Source organism: Sphingomonas sp. SRI_018 (assembly GCF_057586275.1).
In genome coordinates, this window is the sequence record NZ_JBYCZO010000001.1 from 1,254,443 (window position 1) to 1,271,979 (window position 17,537).

Genomic DNA, 17,537 nt, shown 5'->3' on the forward strand with positions numbered 1-17,537 from the left:
GCTATCGCGTGGCCAGCCTCACCCGAAGAACCTGCGGAGCCGAGACGAAGTTGAGGCCCCAGTCGGTCTCGTCCCCGTTCCAGATGCGGACGGGCTGGAAGCGTCCGTCGGCGAACTGCCCCTCTTCCACCCTCAGGAACTCCCAAGGGCGGCCGGCATCCTTGCCGGCGGGTTCGAACTCCAGCTTGGCGTAGAAGCCGGTGACGATGAACTCGTCCGGCCCGAGCTGTGCCACCAGCACGCGGCCGATCGGCGTATCGTTCCCCTTCGGATCGCCGCGCGGAGAGACCCCGAACCGGACCTTCGCCTTCCAGCGGCCCAGGGCGATTTCCGCAGGCGCCTTGTCTTCGGTCTCGATGGCGGCATGGACCCTGCCTTCAAACGCCCATTGCGCCATCTCGCGCATCATCGGTCCGATGGCGCGGTAGCTCATCGCCAGCTGCTGCAGGTCGGCCTCGCCGAGCCGCGACGCGCCGGGCGGATCGGCGGCGAGCACGGTATAGTCGACGCCGAAGGGGGCATAGCCGATCGCCCCCCTGGCGATCGCCGCGTAGAAGAAGCGCGCATAGGGGGCGGCGGAGATCGTTTCCGGGATGAACAGCGGATTGTCCGGCCGGCGATACTGGTCCATCACCGGAAGCACCTTCGCCGGCGGCTGGTAGATGTCGGGTGCGAGCACGTCGAGCGACGGCGCCGCGGCCTTCCAGATGTGCAGCATGTTATGGGTCGGCCCGCCGAACTCGTAGCCGGGCGTGCGGCCGGTCTGCAGCGGGTCCTTGAGCGCGGCGTTGGCATAGAGCGGCAGCGGGTAGATCGCTTTCCCCGCCGCGGCGACCTGCTCGATATAGTGCGCCACGGACCAGGCGTGGAAGGTCTCGTCCGCGTCGTCGCCGAACACGGCCTGCCAGCTCTTTCCGCGGTCGGCGGTGCGGCCGATGGCGCGGAGCAGCGGCTCCGGCACCGGTGCCTGGAACAGCCGCTCCGCGGCCGGCGAGAAGTCGCGCACCGATCCCCAGCTGCCGGGCTCGTTCTGGACCTGGACCATGATCACCGTACGCTGCGGGTCCGCCTGGCGCAGATGCCGCATGAAGGCGGAGAAGGCCTTGATGTCGGCCTCCAGCGCCTCCTTCGAGTGCGGCGAGGGTGAATCGACCGGCTTGCCGTCGCGGCCGACGATGTTGGGAAAGCGCTCCGGCTGGCGCTTCATCCATTCGGGGCGATAGTGGGCGCTGCCGTTCTTCCAGGTGCCGAACCACAGCAGCACCAGCCGGACGTCGTTCCGCCGCGCCTCGGCGATCAGCGTGTCGACCACGCCGAAATCGAACTGGCCGGGCTGCGGCTCGATCTGCTCCCAATAGACGGGCAGCTCGACCGTGTTGACGCCGAGATACTTCATCGCCGGCCACACCTTCGGCAGCATCCCCGGCCAGGCGCTCGAATTGTGCGCCTGGGCGCCGATGATGAGGAAGGGCTTGCCGTCGACAAGGAGGGCGTGACGGCCGTCCTGGGACACGATCTTCGGGATCGGCTGCGCCTGCTGCGCCTGCGCCTCGGCCGGCGGTGCCGCCAGCGCGAGCAGCGACAGGATCAGGCACAGGATGGGATGCGGCCCCGTCGGCCGATATCGAGCTTTCATGCGGCTTCCTGCTTTACGGCGGCACAATGGCGGGCGATGAAATCCTCGTGCGTCGGCATCGCCGCGGCGGTCTGGGCGATGACGTGGCGCAGGTGCTGCAGGAAGCGCGCACTCTCCGCGACCGGCAGCGCGTGGACCAGCGGGTCGAAAGACCGGGGAACCACATTCTGCCCCATCAGCACCGCGATCCAGCTGTCCTCGGTGAACAGGTCGCCCTGCTCGCGGAAGATGCGCGCCTTGCCGCGCCACAGCTCGATCCGCCCCGCCAGGCTGTCAGGGATCGGCATCGTCCGGCAATCGTTCCAGAAATCGGAATCGTCGCGCTCGGTGGCGTGATAGTGGAGGACGACGAAGTCGCGGACCTGCTCATATTCGCGGACCAGCCAGCGGTTGTATTCGTCGATCTCGCGCTGCGCGAAGCCGCTGTCGGGAAACAGCGCCATCAGGCGGGTGATGCCCGACTGGATGAGGTGGATGCTGGTCGATTCCAGCGGCTCGATGAAGCCGGCGGCCAACCCGATCGCGACGCAGTTCCGGTCCCACAGGCGCTCGCGCCGCCCAGCCACGAAGCGCAGCTGGCGCGGCTCTGCCGTCGGCGCACCGTCCAGCCCTTCGAGCAACGCCTGCTCCGCCTCAGCGTCGCTCAGATGCGCGCTCGAATAGACATGCCCGTTGCCCACGCGATGCTGCAGCGGAATGCGCCAGCGCCATCCGGCCTTGCCCGCCGTGGCGCGGGTATAGGGAGGAGCCGCGCCCGCACGCGCGCTCGGCACGGCGATGGCGCGGTCACACGGTAGCCAGTGCTGCCAGCTGCGGTAGGGTACGCCCAGCGTTCCGCCGAGCAGCATCGACCGGAAGCCGCTGCAATCGACGAAGAGCTCGCCGCCGATCGCGCGGCCGTCCTCCAGCTTGACCGCGGCGATGAAGCCGTTGGCCGGATCCTGCTCGACGGCGACGATCTTTCCTTCGATCCGCGTGACGCCGCCATCCTCGGCGAAGCTACGCAGGAAACGGGCATAAAGGCCGGCGTCGAAATGGAAGGCATAGCTGAGCGACGACAGCACCGCTGCGGGATCGGACGACGGGCGGGCGAACCTCCCCATCCGCGCCGCGACCGTCGCCAGCGAATAGTCGCCGATCAGCCCGACGTCGCCGGCCGCGCCGGGCAGGCGCGACTGGCGCAGCCAGATCTGGTGGAACTCCACCCCCTCCGCATCGCGGCCGATCGTGCCGAAGGGATGGATATAGCGATCGCTTTCCCTACCCCAGCCGACGAGTTCGATGCCCAGTTTGAACGTCGCCTGCGTCGCCCGGACGAACGCGTCCTCGTCGGTCCCCAGGGAACGGTTGAAATCGAGCAGCGGCGGGATAGTGGCCTCGCCGACGCCGACCGCGCCGATCTCGTCGGATTCGACCAAAGTCACCGACACGCCGGCCGCAGTCAGCCGCGACAGCGCCGCCGCCGTCATCCAGCCGGCCGTGCCGCCGCCGACGATGACGACCCGGGTGATCGGCGGCGCCGGGCCCTCGCCGGTCATGCGGCGGCGACCTGCGGCCCGAAACCGCGCGTCCGGGCATAGTCGACGAGCTCGCGGTTCGAGGGCAGGTTGGCGATCGCGAACTGCGCCTGGCGAGCGACTTCTGCGAAGGCGGCGCGCGCCTCGTCATGATAGCGGTAGAGTCCGGCGCGGTCGCTGAGGTCGGTCTTCCAGCCCATGCCGTAGAGCACATATTGCCAGCTCGGCTCGGTGAAGATGTCGATGTTGGCATCGACGTCGATCTCGGTCGGCGGACGGAAGCGCCAGCGGTCGAGCAGCTCGAGCAGGCTGTCGGGGATCGTCGAAGGATCGACATTGTCGCGCCAGAAGGCGGTGTCGCGGCGCTCGGAGATGCAATAGTGCAGCTTGATGAAGTCGAGCGCGCGCTCGTAGCGGCGGCGCATGATCGCGTTGAACTGGCGCGCCGAGGTCTCGTAGTCGCCGCCCCAGGGGAAGAGATTGGCGACCATCGCCGCCGCGACCTCGGACAGGATGATCCCCGTCGATTCGAGCGGCTCGAAGAAGCCGCTGGAGAGGCCGATCGCGACGCAGTTCCTGTGCCAGCTGGTCTCGCGATAGCCGGCGTCGAAACGGAATTTGCGGACCTCGAGCCCCTCCGCCGCCGGGCCGTTGTAGGCGCGCAGCAAGGCTTCCGCCTGCTCGTCGTCGGTGTGATCGGAGGAATAGACGTGGCCGGTGCCGCGGCGCTTGTCGAGGCCGATGTCCCAGGTCCAGCCGGCCTCCTGCGCGGTCGAGATGGTATAGGAGGCGATCGGATGATCCGGCTGCGGATAGGGCACCTGCATCGCGATCGCGCTGTCGCAGAACAGCACCTTGCGGCACGAGCGGTAGGGCATACCGAGCGCCTTGCCGATCAACTCGGCACGAAAGCCCGTGCAGTCGATGTAGAGGTCGGCATCGAGCAGGCCGTTCGCCTCGGTCCGCACGCCGGCGATGCTCCCCTCCCCGTCCACCAGCACCTCGGTGACGGTGTCGACGAGATGCTGCACCCCGTTGGCGATCCCCTGGTCGCGCAACAGCTCCGCGAGCGTGACCGCGTCGAAGTGGAAGGCATAGTTGAGCGGCCCGATGAAGTCGGGGTGCGACGGCAGCTTGGGCGCGCGATGCGCGTCCGCGGCCTTCTTCTGCGGCGTGTTGACCTCGTCCCAGTTCTGGTCGCCCGCAACGCCGAGCAGCCAATAGGGAAGCAGGTCGAGCCCGTTATGGTCCTCCGTCACCTGGAAGGAATGAAGATAATGGTCCGGACCGCCCGCGCCGGGCGGACGGCGCCAGTGGACGAACTTGGCGCCCTGCTTGAAGGTCGCGCCGCACCGCCGCACCATCTCGGCCTCGTCGACGCCGATCGTGGCCAGCGTCCGGCGGATGGTCGGGAAGGTCCCCTCCCCGACCCCGAGGATGCCGATCGCCTGCGATTCGACCAGCCGGATCGAGACGCCGCCGGGCAGGTCGACGCTCAGGCGCTTGGCCAGATAGCCGGCGGTCAGCCAGCCCGCGGTGCCGCCGCCTACGATCAGAACGCGTTTCGCCATCGCACCCGTGCCTCAGCGATACCCGGCCACCGGCAGGGGGACCTATCCGGTGGCCGGCCCCCTTTTTCCCTAGAACGCCAGGCTGATCCCGGTGCTGATGCGCCGATCGGTCTGGAACCAGCTGCGTCCCTTCAGCGCGCCGCCGGGATAGCCGCCCATCAAGGTGCGCTGCATCGAGTTGGTCAGGTTGGTGCCCTGGACGTTGAACGAGAAGTTCTCCGTGACCCTAAACCTGACGCCAGCCTCCAACTGCCCGTAGTTGGCACCGTAGATCGGCAGGGCGATCTGGACCGGCGTGGAGACGCCCGGCGCGGAATAATATTGATAGGTCGGATTGGTGCCGTTGCTGTTGGTCGTCTGCAGGTAGCGCGAGCGCCAGGAGTAGGCGATACGGGCAGAGACGGCCTTGCGCTCGTACAACAGCACGGCATTGAAGTTGTGCTTCGATAGCCCCACCAGCGGCGCGTCGCTGTGGGTCACGCCGTTAATGTCGCGATACGTGTCTCCAGGATTTTTGCTGTCGACGTAGGTGTAGTTGCCCTCGAAGCCGAGCCCGCTGAGCAATCCCGGCAACATATCGAAGAAGATGCGCCCGCCGACCTCGACGCCCTTGACCGTCGCGGCCTTGGACGAATTGCTATAATCGGTGGCGGCGACGCTCGCGTTTTCGGTGGTTCCGTCCGCGAAGATGAATGTCACGTCACGCTGCGTCAGCGAATAGATCGGCAGGTTGGTCAGACGCTTGTAGAACGGCGCCAGATGGAACGACGTGCCGGCGCTGGGATAATATTCGAACGACAGGTCGAAATTGTTCGACAGGGCCGGCTTGAGGAGCGGGTTCCCCGTGTCGGCCGTGAAATTGGTGAAGATATTCGGTAGATTGCTCCCACCGGGATTGCCGATCGTCGCCGCGCCGATCGAGCCTGACGCGCGCAACGCCTGGAACGTCGGCAGGTCGAGCGTGATGTTGTAGCCGAAGCGAATCTTGGCGTTGTCAGCCAGCGCATAGTCGAAGTTGATCGACGGCAGGACGCGGGTGAACGACGCCTTGCCGCCGCGCGGGACCGCCACGTTGAGGAGCGTCTGCGTCTGGCCGTTGCGGATGAACGTTGCGGCGTTCTGCTGGACGAAGCCGCTCCCCTCGTTCCTGATGTGAACGACGCGCGCGCCGACATTGCCCGAGAGGCGGATGGCATCGGATCCGAACCGCACGAGCGCATAGCCCGCGTAAGTCTTGGTCTCGTTGTCCACCCGATCGATCGGCAGCACGAAACCGATGGGGCGGATGCCTGCAAAGCCGCCATAGCCGGTCTGCGGCAGCGGACCGGCTGCCGAACAGTCGTTCCATAGAGGATTCGGCGCCGTGTCGGTCGGCGGCGAACCGCAGAAACCCGCGGGCGGCGAGGCCGTCAGCTCCGCACGGTCGAAGCGGCGGACGAGCGCGTCGGTCGGGAACATCAGGTTCGCCGGCAGCGCCGCCTGGCCATGGAAGAAGTTCTTGAAGACGTGGAGCTCGACGTCGCCCGGTGCGGCGTTCGCATAGGTCAGCTGCGGATCGCCATTCCAGCCGCGGCCCAGCGCCGCCCAGTTATAGCCGTTGTTGAAGTCGCGCTCGGTCCGCTTGGCCGCGCGGCCGCCGACCTTGATCGATTTGAAGAAGCTGTCCTCGAACTTGTACTCGAGATCGAGGTTCGCCGAATCCAGCCGACCGCTATTGTCTTCCTGGTGCGGCATCGACGCCGCCCAGAAATAGCTGGCGGGATTGTCGAATCTCGCCTGTGAACCCGCGGGCATGGTGACGACCGGCAGATCGCCGCTCAGGTCGAACCCGAAGCCCGCCGGGAACTGGACGTCACGGAACACGTCCATGCGGTCGGAAATCTGGCTCGAATCGACGCGCTGAATGGCGCCCTTGATCGAAAGCGGGCTATCCGTCGGCGACCAGTCGAAGCTCAGCGAATAATCCTTGGTGGTCGTCTTACTGGCATACGCGCCCTTGTTGCCGCCGGTCGTGATCAGGCCAGCCGGCAGGAACGTCGATTGATCGCGATTGAACAGCAGCGGGGTCGAGACCAACATGTTGTTCTCGTCGAACTCGCTGGTCGCCGGATCGACCGCCAGCGTCTGCGACGATACGAACGCCCCCCAGTCGCCCGACCGGTTCTTGTAGCGCGACTGAAAGAAGGTGCCAGTGAAGGTCAGCGCATCCGATGGTGCCCACTGCACGGCGCCGTAGATGCCTGTGCGAGTGCGCTGGAACTGCTCCTCGCCATAGGTATAGCCGCCCGGAATATAATAGTCGGCGCCCGAGATGCGCTGCCGGAAATAGGGCTCCACGCGGAAAAAGTGCGAATTGGAGCTGAGGCGGCTGTACGCCAGATCGCCGAGGAAGCCGATGTCGCCGATCGGGGTCGACCAGCGCTTCGAGACCAAGATGGAGCCCGACGGATCGGCCTTGCGCGCGAGGTCGCCCATGCTGAGGTCACCAGTCGCGGCAACGTGGAAGCCCTCGTCGCGGTAATCGAAGGGCACCTTGGTGCGCAGGTCGATCTGGCCACCCGTGCCGCCCTCGATCAGGTCCGCGGTCGATGCCTTGTAGACGTCGACCGCCGCCATCAGCTCCGGCGTGACGTCGGCGAACTGCAGCGAGCGCCCGTTGTTCGCGCTGAAGATCTCGCGGCCGTTGAGCCGTGAGGCGACGCCGGTCAGACCGCGCACCTGGATGCCCGTTCCCTCGACCGAATAGTGATCGGGGTCGTTGAGCGCGGCGAAGCGCACGATGGTGACGCCGGAAACGCGCTGCAGCACCTCGGTGATCGAATTGTCCGGGAGCTTGCCGGCGTCGTCGGCGACGACCGAGTCGATGATGGTCTCGCTCCGGCGCTTGCGCTCGTCGGCAGCCTCCAGCGCCGCGCGGCGTCCCGTGACAACGATGTCATCACGAGGCGCGCTTTGGTCGCTCTGCGCCGAATCACCCGAATCACTCTGCGGCGGTGTCTGAGCCTGGCTCGCCGCGGCCGCTTCGTCCGAGACGGCGGCCCAGGCCGGCGATGCGATCCCCATTGCGGCCAAAGCGGCGAGTGAAACACCGCGCCTAACCGTCTGACGCGCCTTCTGCCGATGCGTAGATGTCATCTTTCGATCCCCTCTCCCGAATATGCGGACATGGCCTGTCCGCGTGGCCTCACACCTTCTACGTGTGTGAGCGCTCACACTGATCTTATTATTCCTACCGCCCGCGCCTGGCAATAGCGATATTGTCATGCAATTCCAGGCGTGGGCTGAGGAAGTCGTTGACTTATCGACTACATTTGTAGCCGAACTTTTGCCCGCCGCACCCGGTGAACTGGTGGCCGCGCCGAGGTTATTAGCAACGCACGTGTTTACGCTAACCTATGGTCCGGACTCTGGCTTGGAATTTTCCGGCCAAGGCCGCAGGTCTGCCGAGCAACTACTGGCCGCGCCCCGCTCCCATGACCCGTACCAGCGAATCGACGCCCTGACCGGTCGGCAGCTTGCCGGAGCCGGTCAGCCGCTTCGCGCGCTCGTCCCATCTGAGGTCGGCGGACCGGCCAGCGCCCTTCCGATAGTCGTTCGTCACGCCGTCATCGTCGTAGATCGTGAAGGTCGCGTCCGCCCCAGGATAGACACGAATCTCGCTGAGCGGCTGGCGCGCCGCGGTGTTCGGCACGTCGGCGCCGAGCGGCACGATCGATCCGGCGCGGACGAACAGCGGGATACGGTCGATCGGCGCCGCCGCATCGATCCACTGCCCGCCCGGATGCCGCTCGTTGGTCCACCAGTCGTACCAGTCGGTTCCGGCGGGCAGGTAGACGCGGCGGCTGGTCGCGCCCTGATCGAGCACCGGCGCGACCAGGAAGGCCGGGCCGAACATATATTGATCGGATATCGCCGCGACATTGGGATCGCCGGGGAAATCCATGAACAGCGCCCGCATGAACGGCGCGCCGGTGCGGTAGGTCCCGTATCCGAGCGAATAGAGATAGGGCATCAGCCGATACCTGAGCTTGAGGAACTCGGCGAGGATCGGCTCCGCCGCCTTGCCATATTCCCAGATCGCGGTGGCGGGGCGCTGCCCGTGGATTCGCAGCGTCGGCGTGAAGCTGTTGAGCTGGAACCAGCGGACGAACAGCTCGGGATAGTCGCGATAGGAGGGGGACATCGCCGTCGCCCCGGCCGGATCGACCAGCACCGGCCGCTGCGCCTCGGGTCCGTTCGGCCACTGCCATCCGCCCGTGTCGCTGCTGGTATAGGCGATGCCGCTCGCCGCCATGTTGAGGTTGGCGGGCACCTGCCGCCGCAATGCCTCCCAGGTGGACTGGACGTCGGAGGTCCAGAAGATCGCGCCCGACGCCTGCGCCCCGAGATAGGCCGCGCGGGCGAGGATCAGGTTGCGGAAGCCCGGCCGGTCCTTCGCCGATCCCTCGGCCACGCCCGCGGTGTGGACCAGCGGATAGAGGTTGTAATAGCGGTCGCCCGACCCGACCGAATAGAAATATCCGGACGGGACAAGGTCGGGCTCGGTCTCGTCTAGCCAGAACCAGTCGAAGCCCTGGCTCGCCAGATTGTCGCGGATCTTCCCCCAGAACCAGCCCCGCGCCTCCGGATTGGTGCTGTCGAGCAGCGCACCGGCGCGATCGGACCGCACCGCCAGGCCGTCGACCGGATCGCCGTCCTTGTCCTTGAGGAACCACCCGCGCGCGGCGAGCATGTTGTAATAGCGGCTCTCGCGCTCGAACCGGGGCCACACCGACAGGATCGAGTGCATCCCGGCGTCGTGCAGCTGCCGGTTCATCGCCGCGGGATCAGGGAAGGCAGTGCGGTCGATGTCGAGCTGCCCCATCCGCGTCCAGGAGAACCAGTCGAGCACCATCACGTCGAGCGGATAGCCGCGCTTGCGATACCCGTCCGCGATGCCGAGCAGCTCGGCCTGGCTCTCGTAGCGCGCCTTCGACTGGATGAGCCCGAACGCCGCCTTGGGCGGCAGCGGCGTCGCGCCGGTCAGCTTGGCGTAGCCGGCATAGAGATCGTCGGCGGACTTGCCGGTGATGACGAAGAAGGAGACACGCTCTCCCACCTCCGACTGGAAATGCGTGCGGTTGTGCAGGCCGGGGGAAACGGTGGTCACCGACGGGTTGTCCCACACGATCCCATAGCCCTTGTCCGTCACCAGGAACGGGACGCACACGGTCTCGCCGGCCGGGGCGTCGTAATAGTGGCGGCAATCGATCGTGCGCCCGCGCAGGTCGAGGATGCCCTCCTGGTTCTGGCCGAGGCCGTAATAGTGCGTGCCGGGGGTATCGCCGAAGCTCGCGCCGACGCGGAAGGTCGCCTCGCCGTTCACCTTGTGCGGCGCCATCTCCCAGCCCCCCATGCGGGTGACCTCGCGCCCGTCGGCGCCGCGGATCACGATCGAGACGGGCGGGAGCGACGGCGCGAAATAGCGCTCCATCTGCGTGGGCGGCTTGGGCCAGGGCTGCGCTGCGACCGTGACCGACAATGCCGGCGAGCTGTAGGTGTCGCCCTCGGCATCGGCGCGATGGGTCCACCCGCCCGCGTCTGGCTTCGCGCTGATGCCATAGCCCGCGCCCGCCGCGACCTCCTTGGGGTCGAGCGCGATCGTCACATGCACGATGTTGGGCGCATAAGGCTCGACCGCGACGATGCTGCCGTTGCGATCGACCGTGCCCAGCGACTGCGCTGCGGCAGGGCTGGCGATCGCCAGGATCGTGCTGGCGACAAGAATGCGGCGCAACGTCATGACATCTCCCCTAGTCGGATCGCCGGAGCGCGACTTTGGTCGCAACGCCCCTTTCCTCTTTCGATGTGTTAGCGCTATCCTACCTGTCCGCGCACCGTCAAGGCGCGGCGGGCACCGGGAGAGGGAGAGGCGATGAAGGGGCGGTTTGCCTTGTGTCTGATCGACTTTTGGGGAAGGTCTTCCCTAGCCCGTTTTCCAACCGTCACCCCGGACTTGTTCCGGGGTCCACCGAGCCTCAGGGGCTGCGCTCAATCCTCTTGTCCGGTCCTTGCCTCCCGGTGGGCCCCGGAACAAGTCCGGGGTGACGGTGAGGAGAGGCGAGAGGTCGGTCATCCCTTCAAATGGCGATCCGTCCTGGCACTGGGTGCGGGAATCCTGCTAGCCGTCACAGCCGTCCAAGCCTCGTCGGAACCGGTCGAATCGGTGCCCTACAACTGGCGCAACGCGGCGGTGGGCGGCGGCGGCTTTGCGCCCGGGATCGTCTTCAGTCCGGTCGAACGAGGATTGGCTTACCTCCGCACCGACATGGGTGGCGCCTATCGCTGGGATGCCAGGGCCGAGCGCTGGATCCCCCTCCAGGACGATCAGGCAATCTCGAGCTACATGGGGATCGAGAGCATCGCCCCCGATCCCGTCGATCCCGACATCGTCTATCTCGCAGCGGGGATGAGCAAGCGCGGCGAGGCGGCGATCTTCCGCTCCGCGGATCGCGGCCCGCATTGGCGGATCGTGCCCGTGCCCTTCGCGATGGGCGGCAACGAGGACGGGCGCGGCCTCGGCGAGCGGCTGGCGATCGACCCGCATCGGCACGAGACCTTGTTCTTCGGATCGCGGCACGATGGATTGTGGCGCAGCGACGATTCGGGAGCGCGCTGGGAGCGAGTGGCGAGCTTCCCGCGACCGGGCCTCGGCAAACCAGCCGAGCGCCGCGCGACCAATGGCGGACTCTCGTTCGTGCTGTTCGACCCCGCCCACCGCGGACGCCTGTTCGTCGCGAGCGCTGATCGCGGCGGCACGCACCTGTTCCGCTCCGACGACGGCGGCGTCCGCTGGACTCCGATCGCCGGTGGCCCGCCAGACGACCTGCTACCGGTCAAGGGCGTCATCGGCCGCGACGGTGTCCTCACCATCACCTATTCGAACGGCATCGGGCCGACCGGCATCACGCGCGGCGCCGTCTGGCGCTACGCCCCCGCCGCCGATCGCTGGGCCGACGTGACGCCCGAGCGCGGTGCCGGTGCACCGCCGGGCGGCTACATGGGGGTAGCGGTCTCGGCGCGGGACCCGAGGGTGATCGCGGTCAGCACGGTCAACCGCTACAAGCCGATCGACACCGTCTGGCGCTCGACCGACGCGGGGGAGCATTGGGACGAGCTGTGGCGCCGCAGCGAGCGCGACGTCCGGGCGACGCCGTTCCTCGATCTCGACGACAAGGCCGATTTCGGACACTGGATCGCGGGGCTGGCGATCGATCCGTTCGACGACAGTCATGCCGCCTATGTCACCGGCGCGACGCTCTATGCGACGCATGGCTTCGGCGGCCGCGGGACAATGCTGTGGCGGCCGTGGACGAGGGGTATCGAGCAGACCGCGATCATCACGCTGACGAGCCCGACCGGCGGCGCACCGCTCGTCTCGGGCTTCGGCGACATCGCGGGATTCCGCCACGACGACCTCACGGTCTCGCCGCCGCACGTGCACCGCAATCCCTATCTCACCAACACCAACACGCTCGATTATGCCGGGCTCGCGCCGGCAGTCATGGTGCGCAGCGGCAGCACGCACTCGCCGATCGTGCCGGGCCCGTCGCTGGCCTGGTCCGCCGACGGCGGGACGAGCTGGACGCCGCTGGCCACGCCGCCCTCGCAGCCTCGCGCCGACGGCAGCCCCAGCCCCGAGCAGACCGGCGATGCGGCGATCACCGTCTCGGCCGACGGCGCGACCTTCGTCGTGGAAACCGACCGGCCGCTGCTGACCGCCGATCGCGGCCGCACCTGGCAAGCGATCGAGGGTCTGCCGAGCCGCACCCGCGTCACCGCCGACAAGGCCGATGCGCGGCGCTTCTACGCGATCGATTTCGCCGCCAACCGGATGCTGCGCAGCGACGACGGCGGCCGCAGTTTCCACGCCGTCCGGGGCGAGGGACTGCCCGCCGACCTCTCGGGCGCGCGCGTCACCTGGCGCGAGGCGCAGAACCCGCTGGTCGCGACACCGGGCGCTGCGGGCAGGCTCTGGCTGCGGGTCGGCGGCGACCTCTACCGCTCGGTCGATGCGGGCGAGCATTGGACGCGGACGGGGATCGGCCTCGACTGCGCCTATTACGGGCTCGGCCATCCCGCGCCCGGCAGCGACCTGCCGGCGATCTACGCGATCGGCCGGCGGGGTGGGCTCTACGCGATCTGGCGTTCGCTCGACGGCGGCAGCCGCTGGCAGCGGATCAACGATGACCGCCACCAATGGGGCCTGCGCTTTCGCGTGATCTCCGGCGACCCGCGCCGGTTCGGGCGGGTCTACATCGGCACCGACGGGCGCGGGGTCATCTACGGCGATCCGATCGGGAGGAAAGGACAATGACGATCAACAAGCTGCTAACCCTTTCGCTGGCGCTGGGCCTCGCCCTCGCCGAGCCCGCAGCCGCGCAGTCTGCGGAGGCCACCCCGATCCCCCAGCTCGTCACACGGGGCGGCCGTCACGCGCTGCTCGTCGACGGGGCGCCGTTCCTGATCCTCGGCGCGCAGGTCAACAACTCCAGCAACTATCCCGAGCCGCTGAGCACCGCTTGGCCGCTGCTCGACCGCATCCACGCCAACACGGTGGAGGTCCCGATCGCCTGGCAGCAGGTCGAGCCGGAGGAGGGGCGGTTCGACCTCTCCTTCCTGCAGAATTTGCTCGACCAGGCGCGCGCCCACGACAAGCGCGTCGTGCTGCTCTGGTTCGGCACCTGGAAGAACACCGCGCCAGGCTACATGCCGGCCTGGGCCAAGCTCGACAACAAGCGCTTCCCCCGCATGAAGGACCGCGCCGGCAAGGACCATTATGTCCATACGCCGCTCGCCCGCACGACCCTGGAGGCGGACAAGCGCGCCTTCGTCAAGGTCATGGAGTATCTGCGCGACCACGATCCGCAGAACACCGTGATCATGGTGCAGCCGGAGAACGAGGTCGGCAGCTATCGCCTGCCGCGCGACTACAGCGCCGCCGCGGACCGCCTTTTCGCGCAGCCGATCCCGCCGGCACTGGCCAAGCGGATCGGCAAGGCCGGGACCTGGACCCAGGCGTTCGGCGCGCAGGCCGACCGCGCGTTCAACACCTGGCATGTCGCCGCCTACGTCAACGAGATCGCGGCGGCCGGCAAGGCGGTGAAGCCGCTGCCAATGTACGTCAACGCGGCGCTGGCCGGGCCGTCCAACGTGCCCGACCCGGCCGGTGTCGCCAGCGGCGGGCCGCAGCAGGACGTGCTCGACATCTGGAAGGCGGCGGCGCCCGCGATCGATTTCGGCGCCCCCGACATCTACGACCGCGCGAGCGGCAACGTCGTCCAGTATCTCGACAAATATGCGCGGCCCGACAACGCGCTGATGGTCCCGGAGATCGGCAACGCACGGGAGTTCGCGCGCTTCTTCTACGGCGCGATCGGCCGCGGCGCGATCGGCTTCGCGCCGTTCGGCTTCGACGGCACCGGCTATTACAACTACCCGCTCGGCGCGAAGCAGCTCGACGAGGCGACGCTGGACGCCTTCGCGCTGCCCTATGCCGCGCTGTCCTCGATCATGCGCGACTGGGCGCGGATCGCGGCGGAGCGGCCGACCTGGGGCACATTCAAGCCCGACGACAGCGCGCCGCAGTCGGCCACCATGGGCGCTTGGACCGTCACTGCGAACTGGGGCGAATGGCAGTTCGGGCAGAAGGACTGGACCTGGCTCAAGTCGGAGCCGCCATCCTGGGCGACCGAACCGGTCGGCGGCGTCGCGGTCGCGCAGCTGTCCGACGACGAGTTCCTGGTGGTGGGCGACCATGTCCGGGTCAGCTTCGCCGCCTCGCCGGGCACCGCGCCGAACGCCATGGTGGTCAGCGTCGAGGAAGGGCGCTTCGACCGGGGGCGCTGGGTCGCGAGCCGGGTCTGGAACGGCGACCAGACCGATTACGGGATCAACCTGCTCGACCGGCCCCAGGTGCTCAAGGTGACGATGGGGCGCTACCGCTGAACGCCCACCGCCATTGCGTCTTCGAAAAGTCTCAGCATGATCGGTGAAGGTTCCATGGGAGAATAGGGAAACCATGTCCGCTCGGCTCGCCGCTTGGCTCTTGCTCGTCTTGGCGCCGATGAGCACTCCGGCCGCGGCCGGCGAGCGCGCCTTCGAAAAGGCGCTGGCCGACTTCCGCGCCTTGCACCGCGACGAAATGCGGCGCGCGGGCATCGTCGGAAGCAGCTTCTATCTCGTGCGCGACGGTCGTGTCGTCGTCGCCGACCCTCTCGGCCTGCAGGACCTGGATTCCAAAATTCCCGTGGATGCGCAGACGATCTTCCACTGGGCGTCCATCACCAAGCCGATGACGGGAATCGCGATCATGCAACTGCGCGATCGCGGATTGTTGCAGCTGGATGATCCGATCGTCCGCTACGTACCCGAGCTTGCTCAGGTGCATAACCCCTTCGGTGATACGGGCGCGATCACGATCCGTCAGCTGATGAGCCACAGCGCCGGCTTCGGCGGCGCGACCTGGCGGTGGCGGGACCGCGACTGGCAGCCGTTCGAGCCGCCGAGCTGGGCGCAGCTGGCGGCGATGTTGCCCTATACCGAGGTGAAGTTCCGGCCCGGCACCCGGTTCAGCTACTCCAATCCCGGCATCGTCTATCTCGGCCAGGTGATCGAACGGCTCTCTGGCGAAGATTTCGAGGTTTATGTCGACAAGAACATCCTGAGGCCGCTCGGCATGAACTCGAGCTATTTCGATCGTACGCCCCCCTATCTCCTGCCGCACCGCTCGCACAGCTATCACATCCGCGACGGCAAGCGGGTCGAGGCGCCGTTCGACGTCGATACCGGCGTGACGGTGTCGAACGGCGGGCTCAATGCGCCCTTGCCGGACATGGCGAAATATGTGGCGTTCCTGCTCGGCGATCCGAAGCGCCAGGCCGACTATGACCTGGTTCTCAAGCGATCCTCGCTCGAGGAGATGTGGCGGCCGCAGATCGCTGCGGGCGAGGACTTCACCCAGGGCCGGATGGCGAAGACCACCTGGAGCGGCCTGTCCTTCTTCCTCGACCGGACCGATGGCATCCGCATCATCGGCCATAATGGCGACCAGAACGGCTTCCGCGCCTATCTGAGCCTATGCCCCGATCAGCACATGGGCACCCTGCTCGCCTTCAACACCGAGACGCGCGGTGTCGAGAACGATGCGTCGAACCGGGACACGGCGGAATCGCGCATCGCGCTCGCGACCGACAACCTGTGCAAGGCGGTGAGCACGCCAGGCGAGTGACTAGCGGGCGCGGAGCAACCGTCCGGACCTGCCGACCCGCTTGCCGCCCTCGAACGCAGGCCGGCCGTTCACCATCACCAGGTCGAACCCCTCGGCCATCGCGAAGGGATCAACATAGGTCGAGCGCGCCTGGACCTTGGCGGGATCGAAGAGGACGAGATCGGCCCTCGCACCGGCGCGGATCACGCCGCGGTCGGCAAGGCGCAGGATCTGCGCGGGATAGCCGGTCGACTTGCGCACCATCTCCTCGATCGAGAGCTTTCTGTCCCGCACGACATACTCCTCGATCAGCTTGGCATAGGTGCCGGTCGCGCGGGGATGGCGCATGCCCGGGCGGCCATCGGTCGAGAACGCGACATGCGGATCGAGCAGCAGCGTGTCCTGCAGCGCCTTGTCCATGGTGAAATGCGCGCCCGAGGCGCCTTCCGGCCCCAGCTTGATCAGGAAGTCGGCGAAGTGAAGCCCGGCCTCCCCGGCCGCCTGAGCGACGGTCTTGCCCGCATAGGGCTTGGTTCCCAACAGCAGCGCCTCCGGGCCGCCGCGGCGGATCATGCGCTTCTCCAGATAGTCGCGCAGCTCCTGCCGCCGCCCGGCGACGACCGCGGCATAATCGGTCGGCGGCAGCGCCCATTGCGGGAACAGCAGCTCGATCCCGGTATAACCGGCCTCATAGGGATATTCGTCGGCGGTGAGGTCGATCCCCTGTCGGCGCTTCTCGGCGAGGAAATCGAGCAGTGCACGCGCCCGCTGCTCGCCTTTCCCGAACACGACCTTGAGATGCGAGATGTGCGGGCGCGCGGGCAGCGAGGAGGTGATCAGCTCGTCGATCGAGGCCTCGATCTCGTCGTCGTTCTCCGAGCGCATGTGGCTCATGACGACGCCGCCGTAGCGGCTCACCACGCGGCCGAGGTTGGTGAGCTCGGGCGTCTCCGAATAGATGCCGGGCACATATTCCAGGCCATAGGACAGGCCGAACGCACCGGCGCGCAGCTCGGCATCGAGCTGGCTCGCCATGCGCGCGAGCCCCGCGTCATCGGGACGGCGCACCGAATCCGGCACCCCGGCCGCGCGCCTCAGCGTGCCATGCGCCGCCAGCAGCGCGACGTTCACGTCGACGGGCGCGCGATCGACCGCCTGCATCCAGCGCCTGGGGTCGAGGTCCTTTCCGATCCTAGGGCCGCTGCCGTCCACCCCGAGCGTGATCGTGGTGACGCCCATCGCAAGGAAGGATTCGTAGGATTCCTTCAGCGGATCGCCATGGCTGTGCAGGTCGATGAAGCCAGGTGCGAGGATGCGTCCCTCGCCGGCGACAATCCGCGCACCCGATCCGGCTTCTCCGGCGGTCGGCGAGGTGATCCCGACGATCCGATCCCCCGAGACGAGCACGTCGGCCAGTCGCGGCGGGACGCCCGTCCCGTCGACCAGCCTGACCTCACGGAACAGGGTCGCGCGTTCGGCTGCGCGACCCGGCAGGCTAGCCAGCCCTCCGGCCGCGATCGCGCCGCCGACGAGCTGCCGTCGCGTCAGCTGCTGAGACATCCCCT

At 67.5% G+C, this 17,537-nt stretch carries 9 protein-coding genes; 3 read left to right on the forward strand and 6 right to left on the reverse strand.

Annotated features, from left to right (window positions below; translation table 11 throughout):
• Position 1: 1 nt before the first annotated feature.
• The 5 genes from AC2YHA_RS05880 to AC2YHA_RS05900 form a co-directional block, all read right to left on the reverse strand.
• Positions 2 to 1,636 carry a DUF5597 domain-containing protein gene (locus AC2YHA_RS05880; RefSeq protein ID WP_487400722.1) on the reverse strand — a complete coding sequence of 545 codons (1,635 nt, stop codon included), beginning with the start codon at positions 1,634 to 1,636 and terminating at the stop codon, positions 2 to 4.
• Positions 1,633 to 3,174 carry a tryptophan halogenase family protein gene (locus AC2YHA_RS05885; protein ID WP_487400723.1) on the reverse strand — a complete coding sequence of 514 codons (1,542 nt, stop codon included), beginning with the start codon at positions 3,172 to 3,174 and terminating at the stop codon, positions 1,633 to 1,635. Before AC2YHA_RS05885 ends, AC2YHA_RS05880 begins: the two co-directional genes overlap by 4 nt.
• Positions 3,171 to 4,724, reverse strand: a complete 1,554-nt coding sequence (locus AC2YHA_RS05890) for a tryptophan halogenase family protein (protein ID WP_487400724.1) — start codon at positions 4,722 to 4,724, stop codon at positions 3,171 to 3,173. The genes AC2YHA_RS05885 and AC2YHA_RS05890 overlap by 4 nt, the downstream gene beginning before the upstream one ends.
• 69 nt (positions 4,725 to 4,793) lie before the next feature.
• Positions 4,794 to 7,787 (reverse strand): TonB-dependent receptor, encoded by a 2,994-nt coding sequence (locus AC2YHA_RS05895; protein WP_487400725.1) that lies wholly within the window; start codon positions 7,785 to 7,787, stop codon positions 4,794 to 4,796.
• A 388-nt stretch (positions 7,788 to 8,175) separates the two neighbouring features.
• A complete protein-coding gene (locus AC2YHA_RS05900; RefSeq protein ID WP_487400726.1) occupies positions 8,176 to 10,506 on the reverse strand; it encodes a glycoside hydrolase family 31 protein in 2,331 nt (776 codons plus the stop codon).
• Between the two features lie 423 nt (positions 10,507 to 10,929).
• On the opposite strand from AC2YHA_RS05900, the gene AC2YHA_RS05905 reads away from it, so the two are divergent.
• The 3 genes from AC2YHA_RS05905 to AC2YHA_RS05915 all read left to right on the forward strand — a co-directional run bounded on the left by AC2YHA_RS05905 (position 10,930) and on the right by AC2YHA_RS05915 (position 15,993).
• Entirely contained in the window at positions 10,930 to 13,080 is a 2,151-nt protein-coding gene (locus tag AC2YHA_RS05905) for a WD40/YVTN/BNR-like repeat-containing protein (protein WP_487400727.1), read from the forward strand.
• Positions 13,077 to 14,711, forward strand: a complete 1,635-nt coding sequence (locus AC2YHA_RS05910; protein WP_487400728.1) for a DUF5597 domain-containing protein — start codon at positions 13,077 to 13,079, stop codon at positions 14,709 to 14,711. The genes AC2YHA_RS05905 and AC2YHA_RS05910 overlap by 4 nt, the downstream gene beginning before the upstream one ends.
• A gap of 118 nt (positions 14,712 to 14,829) precedes the next feature.
• The gene (locus tag AC2YHA_RS05915) at positions 14,830 to 15,993 is read left to right on the forward strand and encodes a serine hydrolase domain-containing protein (RefSeq protein ID WP_487400729.1); all 1,164 of its coding nucleotides are present in this window, start codon (positions 14,830 to 14,832) and stop codon (positions 15,991 to 15,993) included.
• Here AC2YHA_RS05915 and AC2YHA_RS05920 read toward each other — a convergent pair whose 3' ends face one another.
• On the reverse strand, positions 15,994 to 17,532 hold the full coding sequence (locus tag AC2YHA_RS05920) for an N-acyl-D-amino-acid deacylase family protein (RefSeq protein ID WP_487400730.1): 1,539 nt from the start codon (positions 17,530 to 17,532) through the stop codon (positions 15,994 to 15,996).
• Positions 17,533 to 17,537 lie beyond the last annotated feature (5 nt).